At 67.7% G+C, this 17,820-nt stretch carries 15 protein-coding genes and 1 pseudogene; 10 read left to right on the top strand and 6 right to left on the bottom strand.

The genetic code is table 11. From position 1 onward, the window contains the following. Positions 1 to 157: 157 nt before the first annotated feature. Positions 158 to 850, bottom strand: a complete 693-nt coding sequence (locus tag ACFVVK_RS07475) for a GNAT family N-acetyltransferase (protein ID WP_390265521.1) — start codon at positions 848 to 850, stop codon at positions 158 to 160. A gap of 117 nt (positions 851 to 967) precedes the next feature. Here ACFVVK_RS07475 and ACFVVK_RS07470 point away from each other — a divergent pair, with 117 nt between their 5' ends. Further along, positions 968 to 1,861 (top strand): rhodanese-related sulfurtransferase, encoded by an 894-nt coding sequence (locus ACFVVK_RS07470; protein WP_390265519.1) that lies wholly within the window; start codon positions 968 to 970, stop codon positions 1,859 to 1,861. A gap of 13 nt (positions 1,862 to 1,874) precedes the next feature. On the opposite strand, the gene ACFVVK_RS07465 is transcribed toward ACFVVK_RS07470, so the two are convergent. Together ACFVVK_RS07465 and ACFVVK_RS07460 are read right to left on the bottom strand one after the other, a co-directional pair. Further along, positions 1,875 to 2,417 (bottom strand): hypothetical protein, encoded by a 543-nt coding sequence (locus tag ACFVVK_RS07465; protein WP_390265517.1) that lies wholly within the window; start codon positions 2,415 to 2,417, stop codon positions 1,875 to 1,877. A 117-nt stretch (positions 2,418 to 2,534) separates the two neighbouring features. After that, a complete protein-coding gene (locus tag ACFVVK_RS07460; RefSeq protein WP_390265515.1) occupies positions 2,535 to 3,008 on the bottom strand; it encodes a hypothetical protein in 474 nt (157 codons plus the stop codon). A 205-nt stretch (positions 3,009 to 3,213) separates the two neighbouring features. Between ACFVVK_RS07460 and ACFVVK_RS07455 the strand changes: the two genes are divergently transcribed. Both ACFVVK_RS07455 and ACFVVK_RS07450 read left to right on the top strand, forming a co-directional pair. Then, positions 3,214 to 4,017: a MerR family transcriptional regulator gene (locus ACFVVK_RS07455; protein WP_390265513.1), complete on the top strand. Its 804-nt coding sequence runs from the start codon at positions 3,214 to 3,216 to the stop codon at positions 4,015 to 4,017. A gap of 113 nt (positions 4,018 to 4,130) precedes the next feature. Continuing rightward, positions 4,131 to 5,786, top strand: a complete 1,656-nt coding sequence (locus ACFVVK_RS07450) for a methyltransferase (RefSeq protein WP_390265627.1) — start codon at positions 4,131 to 4,133, stop codon at positions 5,784 to 5,786. Positions 5,787 to 5,825: 39 nt separating this feature from the next. On the opposite strand, the pseudogene ACFVVK_RS07445 reads toward ACFVVK_RS07450, so the two are convergent. Further along, positions 5,826 to 7,076, bottom strand: a pseudogene (locus tag ACFVVK_RS07445) (MFS transporter); the annotation flags it as partial. A 79-nt stretch (positions 7,077 to 7,155) separates the two neighbouring features. Between ACFVVK_RS07445 and ACFVVK_RS07440 the strand changes: the two are divergent. From ACFVVK_RS07440 to proC, 7 genes are all read left to right on the top strand, one after another. Further along, positions 7,156 to 7,869, top strand: a complete 714-nt coding sequence (locus ACFVVK_RS07440; protein WP_390265511.1) for an ArsR/SmtB family transcription factor — start codon at positions 7,156 to 7,158, stop codon at positions 7,867 to 7,869. A gap of 194 nt (positions 7,870 to 8,063) precedes the next feature. Then, on the top strand, positions 8,064 to 10,799 hold the full coding sequence (gene topA / locus ACFVVK_RS07435; RefSeq protein WP_390265509.1) for a type I DNA topoisomerase: 2,736 nt from the start codon (positions 8,064 to 8,066) through the stop codon (positions 10,797 to 10,799). Positions 10,800 to 10,904: 105 nt separating this feature from the next. Beyond that, positions 10,905 to 11,339, top strand: coding sequence for an SseB family protein (locus tag ACFVVK_RS07430; protein ID WP_390265507.1), 435 nt, complete (start codon positions 10,905 to 10,907; stop codon positions 11,337 to 11,339). A gap of 80 nt (positions 11,340 to 11,419) precedes the next feature. After that, a complete protein-coding gene (locus ACFVVK_RS07425; RefSeq protein ID WP_390265505.1) occupies positions 11,420 to 12,409 on the top strand; it encodes a Ppx/GppA phosphatase family protein in 990 nt (329 codons plus the stop codon). 138 nt (positions 12,410 to 12,547) lie between these two features. Further along, positions 12,548 to 12,934, top strand: coding sequence for a YciI family protein (locus ACFVVK_RS07420; protein ID WP_390265503.1), 387 nt, complete (start codon positions 12,548 to 12,550; stop codon positions 12,932 to 12,934). Continuing rightward, on the top strand, positions 12,915 to 14,219 hold the full coding sequence (locus ACFVVK_RS07415; RefSeq protein ID WP_390265501.1) for an RNA polymerase sigma factor: 1,305 nt from the start codon (positions 12,915 to 12,917) through the stop codon (positions 14,217 to 14,219). The genes ACFVVK_RS07420 and ACFVVK_RS07415 overlap by 20 nt, the downstream gene beginning before the upstream one ends. 455 nt (positions 14,220 to 14,674) lie before the next feature. Continuing rightward, a complete protein-coding gene (gene proC, locus ACFVVK_RS07410) occupies positions 14,675 to 15,508 on the top strand; it encodes a pyrroline-5-carboxylate reductase (RefSeq protein ID WP_390265499.1) in 834 nt (277 codons plus the stop codon). A 96-nt stretch (positions 15,509 to 15,604) separates the two neighbouring features. Here proC and ACFVVK_RS07405 read toward each other — a convergent pair whose 3' ends face one another. Together ACFVVK_RS07405 and ACFVVK_RS07400 are read right to left on the bottom strand one after the other, a co-directional pair. Next, on the bottom strand, positions 15,605 to 16,243 hold the full coding sequence (locus ACFVVK_RS07405; protein ID WP_026266712.1) for a TrkA family potassium uptake protein: 639 nt from the start codon (positions 16,241 to 16,243) through the stop codon (positions 15,605 to 15,607). 40 nt (positions 16,244 to 16,283) lie between these two features. Next, complete coding sequence (locus ACFVVK_RS07400; protein ID WP_390265497.1) at positions 16,284 to 17,714, bottom strand: TrkH family potassium uptake protein; 1,431 nt, start codon at positions 17,712 to 17,714, stop codon at positions 16,284 to 16,286. Positions 17,715 to 17,820 lie beyond the last annotated feature (106 nt).

The following is a 17,820-nucleotide window of genomic DNA, read 5'->3' as shown; positions in this document are numbered from 1 at the left end:
TTCTTTCATCCGGCCTCAAATCGACCGCCGCCGGCAGCAAGTGAGCCAGGAAGCCCGCACTTGCCCGTCCCCCTTGGCAGGGCGGCAGCACGGACCCGCATGCGGCGCCACCTGGACGCGGGAGCCCGGCCAGCTGTTGAGTCTCGGCCGTCAAATTTCAGCCGACGGACAGATCTGCTCCTTCGTCCGACGTCGAGAGCATCAGCACGTGGCAGACCGTGCGCCAGCCGAGGTGCGAATAGAGCTTTTGACCGTCCAACGAGGCGAGCAGCAGCCCGGAGTCGACGTCGTGTTCGAAGGCCTGGGCCGCCAGGGCCTTCATGATGAAGCTGCCCAGCCCCCGCCGCTGGTAGGTCGGCGACGTCACGATCTTGTCGAAGATCGCGGTATGCCCCACGACAAACACGCGCCCGCTCGCGGCGGTCTCTTCACCCGCGCGGACCACAGCGTGGTGGACGCCGCCGTTCCGGGACGTCTCCAGCCTGAGGTCGTCGTCGGACAGCCAGGGATCTTCCGAATCCTGGGTCTCCATGTCCACGATCATCATGGTCTGGGAAGCCGACGTGGTGTGCAGGCCATTCTGCTGGCCCAAAAACGTGTAGCGGCCCACATCGTTGGTGAGGATGGTGAGGACCCTGGCGGGCACTTCGGCCGTCTTTGCCGCCAAATCGGCGAACTCCGACTCGGACGGGTCGAAGGCGAAATATTCCCATTCGCCGGTGGTGTCCGCGCGAAGGGCCGCGGGAAACCGTCCCTCTTTACGCGTCTCATATCCGCGACAGGCAGCCCATCCGGCAACCCAGATGCCCAGCAGGTGCGTGGTGTCTTCAACCATGGCGTCAAGACTCATGTGATGAGCGTATTCCAGCCGTGCCGCAAGCAACAGAGGGCGGGCCCGGGAAGAGCGCTTGCTTATCCAATTGTGATTGTCGCTGCGCCCTCCGCCCCAGCCGGTACCCTTAAAAGTGTGGCTTTGAACAGGATTGTGCTCTTTTACGGATTCACCCCCCTCGCCGACCCGGACGCCGTCCGGCTCTGGCAGCGCGCGCTGTGCGAAAAGCTCGGCCTGACCGGCCGCATCATCATCTCCAAGGACGGTATCAACGCCACGGTGGGCGGTGAACTCAGCGCCGTCAAGCAGTACGTCAAGACCACCCGCGAGTACAGGGGCTTCCACGGCATCGACGTGAAATGGTCCGACGGCGGTGCGGCAGACTTCCCGCGGCTCAGCGTTAAGGTGCGGGACGAGATCGTGTCCTTCGGCGCGCCGGGCGAACTCAAGGTCGACGCCGGCGGGGTAGTCGGCGGCGGCACGCACCTCAAACCCGAGGAACTGCACGAGCTCATTGCGGCCAAGAAAGAGGAAGGCGACGATGTCGTGTTCTTCGACGGACGCAACGGCTTCGAGGCTCAGATCGGAAAGTTCAAGGACGCCGTGGTCCCTGATGTCGCCACAACCCACGACTTCATCAAAGAGCTCGACTCGGGCAAATACGATGCCCTCAAGGACAAGCCCGTTGTCACTTACTGCACCGGGGGCATCCGTTGCGAGGTGCTGTCGAGCCTGATGGTGAACCGCGGGTTCAAAGAGGTCTACCAGCTCGACGGCGGCATCGTCCGCTATGGCGAGACGTTCAAGGACCAGGGCTTGTGGGAAGGTTCGCTCTACGTGTTCGACAAGCGGATGCACCTGGAGTTCAGCGAGGACGCCAAGACGATCGGCGAATGCGTCCGCTGCTCCGCCCCCACGAGCAAGTTCGAAAACTGTTCCAACCCGAGCTGCCGGACACTCACGCTCTATTGCGCCGGATGCGCCGCCAGTCCGGAAACCCTGCGGTGCCCGGACGGCTGCGCCGCCTGAGCGGGGCGGGCAGTCAGATCCGGGTCACCTGGTAGGCGAAGTTGGCCGCCGCCCGTCCGCCGACGTGGATGGACAGCGCAGTGGGCGCGGACAGCTGGACGACGCTGACCCGCGATGTCCCGCAGCGCAGGCTCAGGTCTATCAACGACTCTTTTGCGTCACGGACGGTGTAGGACACCCGGCCCCGGCTCCTGCACGCCAGCGTCAGGGAATAGGTGCCGACAGGCAGCTGCGTGGTCGAGTCGGCGTGGGTCTCACCGGCATTTACGGAGCCGAAGCTTTTGTGCAGCACGTGCCCTTCCTCGTTGGGCAGCACCTCGTCGGCCCAGTCGTCCAGCTCTTCGCCCGACACCGGCTCGTTTGCATGGGGGTCCTGTGGGAGGGCGCCCCCCGTGGGCGAGGCGGCAACGGTGGGCGACTCGTCGTCCCAGTGGTCGGCGCCGTATTCGTACTCGCAGCCGGAGAGGACAGTTCCGAGGCACAGCGCAGCTGCAAGCACCGCGGCGGCAGCCGGGGTGTGTCGTCGCGGCATCGTGCTCGCCGACGCTGTTCTCATACCCTGAGATTAAGGCCGTCAGTTGTCCTGCGCCAGAGGCTAAACCAGAGGCTAAAGGTTCCGCGGTCCGGCGGTCCTGCCCGTCGATCCAGAAGCAGGTCCCGGCGGTGATGGGGCCTATCCGGCAGCAGCGAGATGGTAGGCGTAGAGCAGCGGCGCATCCACGCTGGACGTGCTGACCTTGACCTCGCCCGCGGCGGGTATCTTGATGCGGGCGGTTTCGCGGCTGCCGTTGCAGGCGGCGCCCGCTTCGGCCAGGTCTTTGCCTTCCAGGCTGACAGTAAAGAACGCCTTACCGCCCCCGTCGCAGGTCATGGTCAGGGTGTAGGTGCCGGCGGGCACCGCGGGAGCCGCCCGGACGATCGCGTCCCGGTTGAGGATCTTGCCCGCGTCCTCCAGCACAACACCGGTGGCAGTGGGCAGGGCCGTGGACTTCCACGCCGGGACATCGGCGTTCTCGACAGACGGGGCCGGGGAACATGCCGCGGCGGCCAGACCGACGGCGGCGGCGGTCGCGCCCGTAAGGATCCGCCGGAGCCGCGGAGCTCGGCCCTGACGCGGTCCCGGCGTTGCGGAGGAGGGGAAAACCATGCCTCCAACCTACCGTCTTGCGTAGGTCACGTCCTGCCGCGCGGTCCCTTCCGGTGCTTACTTCAGCGATCTCTTGACTTTGACGCTGCGTCAAAGTTTAAAGTCAAAGCGACGGGCCGACAGCGGCCGGTCGGCGGCGCAGGGCAGCGGCGCCGGCGGCCGGTGGCCGGCAGCCGGTTGGCCGGAAGGGACGGAAGGCGGAGCGATGGATTGGTCTGTTCAACAGATTGCCACTTTGGCGGGCACCACGAGCCGGACCCTGCGCCACTATGACGACATCGGCCTGCTCAAGCCCAGCAGGACCGGCAACAACGGCTACCGGTACTACGGCCAGGATGCGCTGGTGCGCCTGCAGCGCATTCTGCTCCTGCGCGACTTGGGGCTGGGGCTGCCCGCGATCGCGGACGTACTCGGCAACGGGGCGGACGCGGAGCACGCACTTGGCCTTCATCTGGAATGGCTGCAGCAGGAACAGGACAGGCTGGGCAGGCAGATCGCTGCGGTCCGGCACACCATTGGGGCATTGCAAGAGGGAGAAAAAATCATGGCGGAGAAAATGTTTGACGGCTTTGACCACACCCGGTACCGGGAGGAAGTCCAGCAGCGGTGGGGCAAGGACGCGTATGCGGCCGGGGACGCCTGGTGGCGCGGCATGGGGACCGAGGAGAAGACGGCGTGGGCGGAAAAGTCCCGGCAGCTCGGCGCGGACTGGACGGCCGCGGCACAGTCAGGCATCCCGGCTGGCAGTGCGCCGGCCCAAGAGCTGGCACGGCGTCACGTCGAATGGCTGAGGGCCATCCCCGGGACCCCGGCGGCGCGCAGCGCAACCCCCAGTACAGACAGAAGCACAACCACCAGTGCAGACGCCGCCTCGGAGATGAAGGGGTACGTGACAGGCCTCGGCGAGATGTATGTGGCTGATCCCCGGTTCGCCGCGAATTACGGGGGCGCCGCGGGCGCCGCCTTTGTCCGGGATGCCCTGCGGATCTATGCGGAGGCTCAGCTCTAGCCGGACTGGCGTTGACGGGGGGACCCACGCTGGTCCGGGACTAAACTTGTCCGGTGACTTCCTCAGCGCAAAGCCCCGCCACGCCGGCCCCCACAGGGCAGGCCCCCTCGACCCTGGCCCCCTCAACCCAGGCCGCCGCGACCCGGGCGCCGTTCACCGCCGGCAACACGCCGGAGGCTCCGCGGACCGACCTGCCCGGGCTCCTCAAGGCGCTGGCCGGTGACCTGCGGGCCCTTGGCTACACCGTGGACGGCGTCGCGGAGCTGCTCGGCGAAGCGGCGCATGAGGCCCTCAGCCGGGACCAGCTCATCCCGGCGCTGATCGTCACCCGCCGTGCCTCCGGCGAGCCGGCGACGGCGGCGCTCGCCGCCGTCGTGCGTCTCTGGCTCCTGGCCGAGCCGCAGCGCGCGGAGACTCTCGACGCCGCCCTGCCCGGCATCCGCACGGCCGGGCTTCTGGAACTCGGGCTCGTGGAACCGTCGGACGCGGACCTGGTCCAGGCGAAGGTGGATCTGCGGCCGTATGGCTGGGATCCCATCCAGGGCGACGATGGGGTGGCGCGCGGCGGGGCGGACCTCTGGGTAGCCAGCGACCTCGCGGCCCACCAGCGTGCCGGTGTCCTCCGTCACGACCACGTCCTGGGGATCGGCCAGGCCTCCACCACCCTGGTCCAGGTGACCGCCCGCCGGCATGTGGCCAGGGCCCTCGACCTGGGGACGGGCTGCGGCATCCAGACCTTTCACCTGCTGCACCATGCGGAGCACGTGACCGCCACGGACATCTCCGAACGCGCCCTGGCCTTCACCCGCTTCAACCTGCTGCTCAACGCCGCCGAGCTGCACGTGGACCCGGCCGACCTTGACGCGCGGGTCAGCCTGAGGCTCGGATCCTTGCTGGAGCCCGTCGCGGGGGAGGAGTTCGAACTGGTCGTGTCCAACCCGCCGTTCGTCATCACTCCCCGCAGCCTCGGCGAGACCGCCACGGACCAGTTCACCTACCGCGACGGCGGCCTGGCGGGGGACGACATCGTCTCGTCGCTGGTCCGCGACCTGCCCTCCGTCCTTGCCCCGGCGGGAACGGCCCAGCTTCTCGGCAACTGGGAGATCACCGCGGGCGCCGGCTGGGACGAACGGCCCCGAAGCTGGGCCAGCCCGGCCGCCGATGTGTGGTTTATCCAGCGCGAGCAGGTGGGGCCGGAGCAGTATGCCGAGACCTGGCTGCAGGACGCCTCCGAGAACCGCGACCGCAAGCTCTATCAGGACTCGTACGCGGCCTACCTCGATGACTTCGCGGCGCGCAATGTGGCCGGGATCGGTTTCGGCATGATCTGGCTGCGCCGGCCGGCCGAGGACTCGGGGCAGGTGCTTTCCCGTTTCGAGGAGATCACCTACCCCATCGAGCAGCCGGTCGGGCCGCACCTGGGCGCCGCCGTCGAACGTGCCGACTGGCTGGCCGCCCATGATCTGGAGGCCGCCCACCTTCTGGTCGCGGAGGATGTCACGGAAGAGCGCCACCAGCGCCCGGGTGCCGAGCACCCGGGCGTGATCCTGCTGCGGCAGGGCGCCGGGCTGCGCCGTACCAACCTGCTCAGCACCGAGCTGGCCGGCTTCGTCTCAGCGTGCGACGGCGACCTGTCCGTCGGGCAGATCATCGGTGCCCTCGAGGCCCTGCTGGGCGGCTACGAGGGGTTTGACGGCGCGAAGTTCCAGGCCGGGCTGCTGGCCGAAGCCGGGAACCTGGTGCGCGACGGCTTCCTGCTGCCCGCCTGAGCCGAGGGCGGCCGCGGCGCCGGCGCCGGATTCCTCCCGGCCGAAGCGGGGCAGAACGTACGCCGTAAGGGCGAGGGCCACCAGCACGCTGGCTGCCCCCGTGAGCCAGAAGCTGGCACGCACCGGCAGGAGTGCGCCCAGGAGGCCGCCCAGGGCCAGCGCGGCAATGGACACGGCGCGCGTCAGCCCGCCGACGATGGCCATGGCCTGGCCCCGCCCGCTTTCCGGGATCCGCAGGATCGCGATCGCCCCGAAGCAGGCGTTCAGGACGCCGCAGGCCGTTCCCATCGCCGTGTACGCCACAAAGAGCAGCTCCACGCTGGGGACCATCCCCATGACGATCAGCATCACCGAAGCCACGATCATGGAGCACAGCAGCGCGCGCAGCCGCGCCGCCGGCGCCTTGATGCTGCCGGCCATCCCTGCCCCCGCCGCCATGCCGAGGCCGAACGCTGCGGTCAGCAGGCCGTACTGCATTTCGGTAGCGCCGAGGGCGTCGCGGGCCAGGAACACCTCAAGAACATTCGTTGCCTCGCCAACAATGATGAAGAACATCGCGCCGAGCACCAGGGCCCAGACGAGGCTGTCCCGGCGGATCAGCCGCAGTCCGTCGAGCAGCGCGGGTTTCGCCCGGCCGGCCCGCTCGGCTACCGTGCCGCGGCGGGTCCGGATCAGCAGGGCACCCAGCCCCAGGGCGACGTAGCAGCCGCTGGCCACGGCAAACACCAGCCCGGCCCCGCCCCAACCACTGAGCAGGCCGCCCGCGGCGGGTCCGGCCATGCCCGCAATCATGATGGTCGCCTGCATGGTCCCCATCGCCCGCGGCGTGCGCTCCTCGCCAACGATCCGGGGCAGCAGGGCCTGCCAGGTCGGACCGGCCACAGCCTGGGCCGCGTCGAGCAGGAAGGTCATGGCGAACAGCACGGGCAGGTAATTGTCCAGATACGTCATGGCCAAGCCCATGACGCCGATCGCGGCGGCGCTGACCGCCGAGGCCGCCGTCGCCAGCGCGCGGGAATCCCGCGTGTCGGCGAGCCGGCCGGCCCACGGGGCCAGCACCACCAGCGGCAGTGCTGAGCACAGCAGGTAGCCGGCCACAAGCCAGGGACCGGCGACGGGGGTACCGCCGGCCGCAGCCGCGTTCTGCAGGTGCAGCATCACGCTGACGACGACGGCGCCGGTCCCGGCCGTCGCGACGAACCGGGCGGTGCCGGCAATCAGGAAGTCGCGGTTGCGCCAGAGGGGCCGCGGCGCTGCGGGAGCTGGCAATTTGTGAAGTGTCTGTTTCATAAATAGCAAGCTAGTCCCGCCGGAGAATGGATGTCAAGCATTTCTTTCATAGTTTGGGTTTGGTGGATACACTGGAAGAGTGAACGCAGAAACCCCGCCGGCGGAGCCCGCGGCCCCGCCGGCCGCCAAGCGCCGGCACCGCCCGGAAAAGCAGGTGGAAATCACCGACCCGAAGGCGATCCGGGCACTGGCCCACGCCGCCCGGCTGGAGGTCATTTCCGAACTGTATTCCACCCAGGCAAGCCGGACAGCCACGGAGCTGGCCGCCCAAACCGGCCTCACGCCCAGCGCCATGAGCTACCACCTCCGGGCCCTGCAGAAGTGGGGCATCGTCGTTCCGGCCCCCACCGCCGGCGACGCCCGGGAACGCCGCTGGAAGGCCGCCGGCACGGACTTCACCATCCACTCGCTCGGGGGAGTGGCCGGCCCGGAGATTGCCGTCCTGGACCTCGAGATCGACGCCTACCGCCGCCGCGCCCTGGCATACGCCAAGGCCCGCAATGAACGGCGCGAGGCCGGCGACACCGCCGAAGGGCCCTCCTCCGTGGTGCTGGCCAGCAACCTGCTGTACCTGACCCCGGACCAGCGGGCCGACCTGACGCGGCGCGTTTTCGACCTCCTGCGGGACTACGAACTCGAGGACCCGGACCACGTGCCCGAGGGCGCCGAGCGTATCGCCACCATGTGGTCGATGATTCCGGACGACCGGGGCCCCTCCTCCGAAAAGGCGTCCGGAAAGGCGTCCATGGCGGCCCCTGCCGGGTCTGCCACCAAGGCCCCCGCAAAGGCCTGAGCACCCTCGCGGCGCGGACCCGAGCGGCCGTCCGGCGTCCGCTGCCAGGTCTCCGGGCGAACTGCACTTTAGCCGCGGGAATTCCCTTCGAGTGGGCGATTATTTCCGGCCGGATGCGCGGGATTCGGCAAAATATGGTGAACTAGGCGGGTATGGGCGCATCTGCCCGAGCCACCTTTTTCTGTAGGAGCACCGTGCCAAGCAAGGCCAAGACCGGCAAGAAACTCGTGATTGTGGAGTCTCCTGCCAAGAGCAAGACCATCGCCAAATACCTGGGCGAGGGCTTCATCGTTGAGGCCTCCATCGGTCACATCCGCGACCTTCCCCAGCCCTCCGAGCTGCCCGCGGAACTGAAGAAAACCCCGCTGGGCAAGTTCGCCGTCGACATTGAAAACGACTTCAAGCCGTACTACGTCGTGTCCGCGGACAAGAAGAAAAAGGTCGGCGAGCTCAAGGCACAGCTCAAAGACGCCGACGCGCTCTATCTCGCAACCGATGGGGACCGCGAGGGCGAGGCCATCGCGTGGCACCTGCTGGAAGTCCTCAAGCCCAAGGTGCCGGTCTACCGGATGACCTTCGGTGAAATCACCAAGGAAGCCATCCACCGCGCCATGGACAACCTGCGCGATGTAGACCAGGACCTCGTGGACGCCCAGGAGACCCGGCGCGTGCTGGACCGGCTGTACGGCTACGAAATCTCCCCGGTCCTCTGGCGCAAGGTGGCCCGCGGGCTTTCGGCCGGCCGTGTGCAGTCCGTGGTGACCCGCATGGTGGTGGACCGGGAGCGTGAGCGCATGGCGTTCAAGGCAGCCTCCTACTGGGACCTGACCGGCCAGTTCGGTGCCGAGTCCGGATCCTTCAAAGCGAAACTCGCCGCTGTGGACGGCGCCAAGGTGGCCAGCGGCCGCGACTTCAACGACGACGGCGAACTCACCGCCCGCAATGTCGTCCACCTCAAAGAGGAACTCGCCGCCGCCCTGGCAGCCGGCCTGCAGACCGCCGACTTCCGCGTCCGCTCGGTCGACACCAAGCCGTACACCCGCCGTCCGGCGGCGCCGTTCACCACCTCCACGCTCCAGCAGGAGGCCGGCCGCAAACTGCGCTTCTCCTCCAAGAGCACCATGCAGGTGGCCCAGCGGCTCTACGAAAACGGCTACATCACTTATATGCGTACGGACTCGTCCGCACTGAGTGACGAGGCCGTCACCGCGGCCCGGCGCCAGGCCTCCGAACTGTACGGCACCGAATACGTTCCCCAGGCCCCCCGGGTCTACAGCAGCAAGGCCGCCAACGCCCAGGAAGCCCACGAGGCCATCCGTCCCGCCGGCGACTCCTTCCGCACCCCGGCGCAGGTCGCGAAGCAGCTCTCCGGTGACGAATTCCGGCTCTACGAGCTGATCTGGAAGCGCACCGTCGCCTCGCAGATGGCTGACGCCAAGGGCTCCACCGCGACCATCCGCCTGGGCGCCGTGACCGTGGGGGGCGCTGCCGCCGGCCGCGACGCCGAGTTCTCCGCGTCCGGAACCGTCATCACCTTCCCGGGCTTCCTGGCCGCCTATGAAGAGGGCAAGGACGAAAGCCGCAGCGATGAGGACACCGACGAAGCCCGCCGCCTGCCGAATGTGGCCAAGGACGATTCGCTGACCGCGTCGGACATCGTCGCCGTCGGCCATGAGACCTCGCCGCCGCCGCGCTACACGGAAGCCTCGCTGACCGCGGAGCTGGAAAAGAAGGGCATCGGCCGCCCGTCGACCTACGCCTCCACCATCTCCACGATCCAGGACCGCGGCTATGTCCGGAAGCAGGGCTCCGCACTGGTCCCCAGCTGGATCGCGTTTTCCGTGGTCCGGCTCCTCGAACAGCATTTCCGGGACTACGTCGACTACGAGTTCACCGCCGACATGGAAGCGGACCTGGACAAGATCGCCAACGGCGAGGCCGCCGGACCGGCCTGGCTCAAACACTTCTATTTCGGCGAAGACGCCGACCCCGGCCTGCTGAGCATCGTGAACAACCTAGGTGAGATCGATGCCCGGGAAATCAACTCCGTGCCGATCACGGACGGGATCACGCTGCGGGTCGGCAAGTTCGGCCCCTACCTGGAAAGCTCCGTTCCCACGGTCGACCCCAAGACCGGGGAAGTGGTCGAGGCCGCCCGCGCCAACGTCCCCGAGGACCTTGCGCCGGATGAGCTCACCGCGGCCAAAGCCGTTGAACTCATGGAAACCGCGGCCCCGGAAGAACGTGTCCTCGGGACGGACCCGCACACGGGCCACACGATCGTGGCCAAGAACGGCCGCTACGGCGCCTACGTCACCGAGATCATCCCGGAGATGACCGAGGAACAGCTCGCCAGCCAGCCCGTGGAGTACTACAAGAACGGCAAACCGAAGCCGCCGAAGAAGCCCGTGAAGGCCAAGCCGCGCACCGGGTCGCTCTTCGCCTCCATGAGCGTCGAGACGGTCACCCTGGACGAGGCGCTGCAGCTCATGAGCCTGCCCCGCGTGCTCGGCCAGGACGCCGAGGGCAACCCCATCACGGTGCAGAACGGCCGGTTCGGGCCGTACCTGAAAAAGGGCACGGACTCCCGCTCGATCGGCTCGGAGGAGGAAATCTTCACCATCACGCTCGAGGCGGCGCTGGAGATCTACTCGCAGCCCAAGCAGCGCGGCGCCCGTGCCGCTGTGCCGCCGTTGGCGGAGTTCGGCCCGGACCCGGTCTCGGAGAAGAACATCGTGGTGAAGGAAGGCCGCTTCGGCCCGTACATCACCGACGGCGTCACCAACATCACCGTGCCGCGCAGCACCGCGATCGAGGAGCTGACCCGCGACCGCGCCGTCGAACTTCTGGCCGAAAAGCGGGCCAAGGGCCCGGTCAAGCGCACGGCGACACGCAAGGCACCGGCCCGGAAGGCCGCCGCCAAGAAGTAGGGGGCTACCCGAACCGGAGCAATCCGCTGCCGGATCACTCCGGTTCGGGTATTGGGGTAGGAGTGAGGAATTGCGGAGCCGGTCCCAACGTGATCGAGTAGGAACATGACTGAACAGCCCGCACACCTGGACACCCAGCCGCTGAACGAGCTCGAAGAGCAGCTTGCCCGGGGGGAGCAGCCGGACGCCAACCCGGTGGACGTGATTCTGGCATTCCTGAACAACGAGGTCTACGTGCTCAGCTCCGACGTCCTCGAAGGCCCCGACTCCCAGGTGGAGCCGCTGGTCCTTGCGAACTCGTCGGGCAAGCCCGTCCTGGCCGTTTTCTCGCACCCGAGCCGAGTCACGGGGCAGTATCTTGACGCCGCCCCCAACGTTCTGGGCACGCAGGGCGCCGCCATCCTGGGCAACCTCGGCGACGAGCTCGGCATGGTGATCAACCCCGGGGCGGCCTTCGGCTTTGAAATCGATCCGGAGGGCGTGGCCAATATCCGCCGCGACTTCAAGCCTTCGGATGAGCCCGGGGACCCGGAACAGTAAAGCCCCAACTGCGACGGCGGCACTCTCGGGTGCCGCCGTCGCAGTTCGACCAGCCGCTTCCGGAGGGCAATAATGGCAACATGCGTCTAGGCGTCCTCGACATCGGGTCCAATACCGTCCACCTGCTGCTGGTGGACGCCCACCCCGGCGCCCGGCCGGTGCCGTTCGCCTCCCATAAACGGCCGCTGTCCCTCGTGCAGTTCCTCGACGACGACGGCAACATCAACGACGCCGGACAGCACGAACTCGTCGAATTCGTCCTCGAAGCGTGGGAATTCGCGGCCAAACACAAAGCCGACGACCTCCTCGCGTTCTGCACCTCGGCCATCCGCGAGGCCACCAACGGGCCCGAAGTCCTGGCCCGCGTCAAGCACGAAACCACCATCACCCTCCGCGAGCTCACCGGCAGCGAAGAGGCATCCATGACGTTCTTTGCCGTCCGGCGCTGGTACGGCTGGGGCGCCGGGCCCATCCTGAACCTGGACATCGGCGGCGGTTCCTTCGAGATGGCCCTCGGACAGGATGAACTGCCCGAACTGGCGACGTCCGTGCCGCTTGGTGCCAGCCGGCTCACACGCGACTGGCTGCCCGAGGACCCGCCCTCGGCCAAGAGCATCAAGGAGCTGCGCCGCTATATCCGCGCCACGCTCAAACCCGCCGTCCGCAAATTCGAAAAGCTGGGACGGCCCAACCTCGTGGCCGGCACCTCCAAGACCTTCCGGTCCCTCGCCAGGATCGCCGGGGCCGCGCCCAGCGCCGCCGGGCCCTACGTCAAGCGGGAACTGCTGTCCCTCGACCTGGGGCTCTGGACGCAGCGCATCTCTGCCATGGAGGTGCAGGACAGGCTGCACCTACCCGGCGTCTCGGAGGCCCGCGCACGCCAGGTCCTCGCCGGCGCCCTGGTCGCGGAAGCGGCGCTGGAAATGTTCGAGTTCACCAACATGGAAATCTGTCCGTGGGCGCTGCGGGAGGGGCTCATCCTGCGCCGCCTGGACCAGCTGGTCTTTGAGGGACCGCTCCAGCCGGCACCGCATGTGGCGCGGGAACCTGTGCGGCAGCTGGAATCCTGAGCCGGCGGCTCCCGAACCCGCGGCGCGATCCGTCAGGAGTCAGGAGCGTCGATCCGGTGTCGATCCACGCACATGCTGTTCGTGTATTAGCTGAGAGGCAGGCACCCCGCCGGCCGAGCCGACAAGGAGGCACCCGAAATGTCGCAGTACCTGCTCAGCGTTTACCAGCCCGACGGACCCGCTCCGGCCCCTGAGTTCCTTGAGCCCATCATGCGTGACCTGGCTGCCCTGAACCTCGAAATGCAGGAGGCCGGGGCTTGGGTGTTCGCCGCGGGGCTCCACCCCGCGGAGTCCGCCACAGTCCTGCGCCCGAGCGAGGGCGAAATCCTCATCACCGACGGTCCGTTCACCGAAGGTAAAGAGCACCTTGGCGGCTTCACGGTGATTGAGGCCGGGGATCTGGACGAGGCCATCGGCTGGGCGCGGAAGCTTGCCGGGGCCACCACCCTTCCCGTTGAAGTACGCCCCCTTCCAGAACTAGCCTCGGCGGGCGGGTGGGTCCGAAGTGAGCAATTCCGGTGCTGATGCAGATGCAGATGCAGGTGCAGATGCGGAAATTGCCCGGGTGTTCCGGCACGAATACGGCCGCGCCGTGGCCGTCCTGACCCGCACCTTCGGGAACGTCGACATTGCGGAGGACGCCGTGCAGGACGCGTTTGCGGCGGCTGTCCAGCATTGGCCCGCGGCAGGAATCCCGCCCAGCCCGGTCGGCTGGATTATCACCACGGCACGGCACCGGGCGATTGACCGGCTGCGGCGGGAGGCGGCGCGCGAGGACAAACAGGCACAGGCGGCCTTGCTCGCGGCGGCGCGGTCCGGCGGCGGTCCGGCGGCGGAAGAGCAGGTCCTGGTGGAACAGGCAGGCAGGGACGAGGTGGACGACGACACGCTGCGGCTGATCTTCACGTGCTGCCATCCTGCCCTCGCCAGATCCGCCCAGGTGGCGCTGACGCTGCGGCTTCTGGGCGGATTGCAGACGGCGGAGGTCGCCCGTGCCTTTCTGGTGCCCGAGCCAACCATGGCGCAGCGGCTGGTCCGGGCCAAGGCCAAGATCCGCGACGCCAAGATCCCGTACCGTGTCCCGCGGGGCGCCGAACTGCCCGCAAGGCTGCAGCCGGTGCTGGCGGTCGTCTACCTCATCTTCAACGAAGGCTATAACCCTGGCGCCACCCCTGAGGAACCGGGCAGCCCGGCGCGTGCGGAACTCTGCGTGGAAGCCATCCGGCTAGGCAGGCTGCTAACGTCCCTGATGCCCGACGAGCCGGAGGCCATGGGACTGCTCGCGCTGATGCTGCTCATCGAGTCCCGGCGCGCCGCGCGCTTCACCCCCGACGGCGACCTCGTGCTGCTGCCGGCACAGGACCGCGGACACTGGGACAGTGACCTGGCCGCAGAAGGCCAGGAGCTGGTGCGGCAATGCCTGCGGCGGAACCGTCCGGGTCCGTACCAGCTCCAGGCGGCGATCAATGCTGTCCACAGCGACGCCGCGTCAGCCGGGGACACCGACTGGGCGCAGATCCTGCAGTTATATGACCAGCTGCTGGCCGTAACACCCGGGCCGGTGGTGGCGCTCAACCGCGCCGTCGCGCTGGCCGAAGTGCGCGGGCCTGCTGCCGCCCTGGCCGCCATTGAGGGCCTTCCGCTGGACAACTACTACCTCTTCCACGCGGTCCGCGCGGACTTCCTGGTTCGCCTCGGCCGCCTTCCGGAAGCTGAGGACGCCTACAGGCGGGCGCTCGCGCTGGCCGGGTCGGAGGCCGAACGCCGGTTCCTGGAGGGGAAGCTGAGGAGTATCGGCGTCGGTCTTTAAGCGAGTAACGCCGGACGGTTGGAGCAGATCTTGGGGGAACTCTGCTGCAAACGCCCGGCGCACCGCCGGCTCCGGCGGAGCCGGCTATCATCACTCGCACCTGTAGGGGCACCTTCTAAGTTAATGTCCTTAGATGGGCGGGCAGCGGGAATCGGCTGTGAGTTCGCTGGCAAGCCCGGGGCGGGGCTCGGGACCGAGGCGAGATACCTGGGCAGCAACCCCGAACCGGCAAGGGGGCAGGACAAAGGGGTTAAACGGCGAAGGCGCCGGCGGCCTGCTGCAGGAAAATGGACAAACCCGCTACAAACCACCGACGCCGCGCAGGCATCCGCATGCCTGCTGCATCACTCGCACCCTCAATGAGGTAGGTACAACGCTAGGGCCCGAAGTTGTGCAATGACTGCGGCCAAGGTGTGAGCTGGCTGGGAATCGCACCGGACTGCAATGATGGGGACATGAGCAACCGAATCGCATTCCTGGGCTGTGGGTCAATGAACGAGGCAATCATGGGCGGGCTGATCGACGGCGGCGTCGACCCGGCCGACATCGTCGCCACGGTCCGCCGGGCCGAGCGCGCCGCCGAACTCGCCGAACGCTACCACGGGATCACCGCCATCGCCGGCGAAGAAGAGCCCGAGAACAACAAGGAGGCCGCCACCGGCTCCGGCGTCGTGATCCTCGGCGTCAAGCCGGTGGGCATCGCGGACCTGGCAAGGGAAATTGGCGATGCACTCTCGCCGCAGACGATCGTCATCAGCGTTGCTGCTGCCGTATCGCTGCAGCAGCTGGAGGCAGCGCTGCCGTCCGGCCAGCCTGTCATCCGGACCATGCCCAACACGCCCGCCAAGCTGGGCCGCGGCGTCGTCTCCGTCTCGCCCGGGACGAACTGCTCCCCGGAGCAGCTCCAGCGCGCGAAGGACATTCTCGCGTCCGCCGGAACGGTGGTGGAGATTCCCGAAGAGCAGGTGGACGCACTCTCCGCGATCAGCGGCTCGGGCCCGGCCTATGCCTTCTATCTGGCTGAGGCCATGGCGGCGGCCGGGGTGGAGCTGGGACTGGACCCTGACCTGTCGCTGCTGCTGGCCCGGGAAACCGTCGCGGGTGCGGGCTTCATGCTGGCCGAGCCCGGCGCGGAGCCCGGAGCGTTGCGCAAGGCGGTCACCAGTCCGAACGGCACCACCGAAAGGGCCATCGCCACGTTCGATGAGCGGGGCATGCCGGCCATCATCGCCGACGCCGCCCGCGCGGCCGCCGCCCGCGCGGCGGAAATCACCGGACAGCTCGCCTGACCCGGCCGCCCTGACAGGGCCTGGCCGGGCGGACCGGCGCCAGCGGCATCACAGGCGCCGGGCCCCTGGCCCGGCGTCAGCGTGGCCGCGTTGCAGCTAGGGGCGTGCGGCGAACCGTTCCAGCAGGTCGACGTGGCCCGAAACAATGAGCATGTCCCGCGAGGAGACCTTGGTTTCCGGCCGCGCATACGTGAAGTCCTCGCCCGGGGACTTCACGCCAACGATTGTGACGCCGTACTTGGACCGGACCTTGGACTCGTCGAGGGTGAAGCCCACGGTTTCGCGCGGCGGGTACATTTTGACGATCGCGAAGTCGTCGTCGAATTCAATGAAGTCCAGCATGCGGCCGGAGACCAGGTGCGCGGCCCGGACGCCGGCATCAGCCTCCGGGTAGATGACGTGGTTGGCGCCAATCCGGGTCAGGATCTTGCCGTGCGAGGGCGTGATCGCCTTGACCCAGAGGTGTTCGATGCCGAGGTCGACGAGGTTCACGGTGATCAGCACCGAGGATTCGATCGAGGTCCCCACCCCCACGACGGCGGAACTGAATTCCTGGGCGCCGAGCTGGCGGAGCGCATCGATGTTGGTGGCATCCGCTTCCACGACGTGCGTCAGGACGCTCGCCCACTTCTGGACCAAGGTGCGGTCGCGTTCAATAGCGAGCACCTCCCGGCCCTGCTTGACCAGCTGCTCTGCGGTGGATGCACCGAAGCGGCCCAGCCCGATCACCAGCACCGGTGCGTTGTGGGCGGGGCGGTTGACGGCGCCTGAGGAACTAGCCAATGATCGGTCTCTCTTCCGGGTAGTGGTACAGCTGGCTGCGCTGGCGCAGGGCCAGCCCGGCGGCAAGGGTGACTGTCCCGACGCGCCCGGCAAACATGAGCGCGGCCAGGACGTAAACCCCCGACGGCGGCAGTTCGCCACTGAGATTGGTGCTCAGGCCAACCGTGGCGAAGGCGGAAATGGTTTCAAACAGGACCCGGTCCAGGGAGGCGCCGCTGATGTTCAGGAGCAGGAGGGCCGAGACCGAGACGAGCGTCGCGCCGGCGACGATCACCGAAATGGCCACGCGCATGGTGCCTTCCGGGATGGTCCGGCCGTAAATCTTCACGTCGGCGTCGCCGCGGGCCTCGGCGGTGATCGCCAGGAACATCACGGCGATGGTGGTGACCTTGATGCCGCCGGCCGTGGATGCCGAGCCGCCGCCGGCGAACATGAGGGCATCGGAGAGCAGCATGGTGCTGGATTCCATCTGGTTTTGATCGACCAGGTTGAAGCCGCCGGAACGCAGCATGACGGAGGCAAACAGCGAGTGAGTGATCTTATCGCCGAGGTCCATGCCCCCTATGGTCCGCACGTTGTCCCACTCCAGGAACCCCCAGAGCACGGTCCCCGCGACCAGGAGAATGAAGGACACCTGGATGGTCAGCTTGGTGTGCAGGTTCCATTTCTTCCACCGCAGCCCGTTCTGCTGCAGCACCATGACCACCGGGAAGCCCAGGCTGCCCAGGAACACGCCGAGCATAAGCGGGACGAGGATCCACAGATCGGTCTCGTACGGGACGATGCCGTCCGAATGCGGTGTGAAACCGGCGTTGTTGAACGACGAAATTGAGTAGAAGACTCCGTGCCATACGGCCTGCGGGAAACTCTCGCCGAGGACCAGGAACCGGGGGATGAGAACCAGCGCCAGGGCAGCCTCGATCACCACGGAGGTGACGATCACGATCCGCAGCAGGGTACCGACTTCGCCGAGCCGGCCGGCGTTCATGGCCTCCTGGGCGATCAGCTTGCCGCGGACGCCGAGCCTTTTGCTGACCATGAGGGCCAGCAGCGACGCGAGCGTCAGAGTACCCAGGCCGCCGACGAAGATGCCCACCAGGATCACGAGCTGGCCGAAGAAGGACCAGTGCACGGCCGTGGAGACCACCGTCAGACCCGTGACGCACACGGCGGACGCCGCCGTGAAGAGGGCCTCGTGCAGGGGGGTGGGCTGTCCAGTCGCGGAGGCCACGGGCAACGACAACAAAGCGGTGAAGACCAGGATCACGACGGCGAAGGCCGTGAGCGCCAGGCGGGCCGGCGAGCTGTTGGCGATGCCGTCAATGAAGTCGCGCAGGCGTGTGAAGATCCACAGGCCGTCCCGCTCCGGCATGCCTGGCTGCCAGTTGGCCGCGCTCGTGGACCGCGACTGGCTTTGCGTCATGTTTTTCCTCGGTTGAAACTGCTTCCCTCAGTAGTAAACCACTAAACGCCGTGCCATGGCCGCGGTCCCACCTGCGCGTGGAAGAAGCCGGGGGCGCCTCGGGTAG

Source organism: Arthrobacter sp. NPDC058192, assembly GCF_042883665.1.
Classification (GTDB): domain Bacteria; phylum Actinomycetota; class Actinomycetes; order Actinomycetales; family Micrococcaceae; genus Arthrobacter.
Note: the sequence above shows the minus strand (reverse complement) of the source record. Positions and strands in the feature narration are given on the sequence as shown.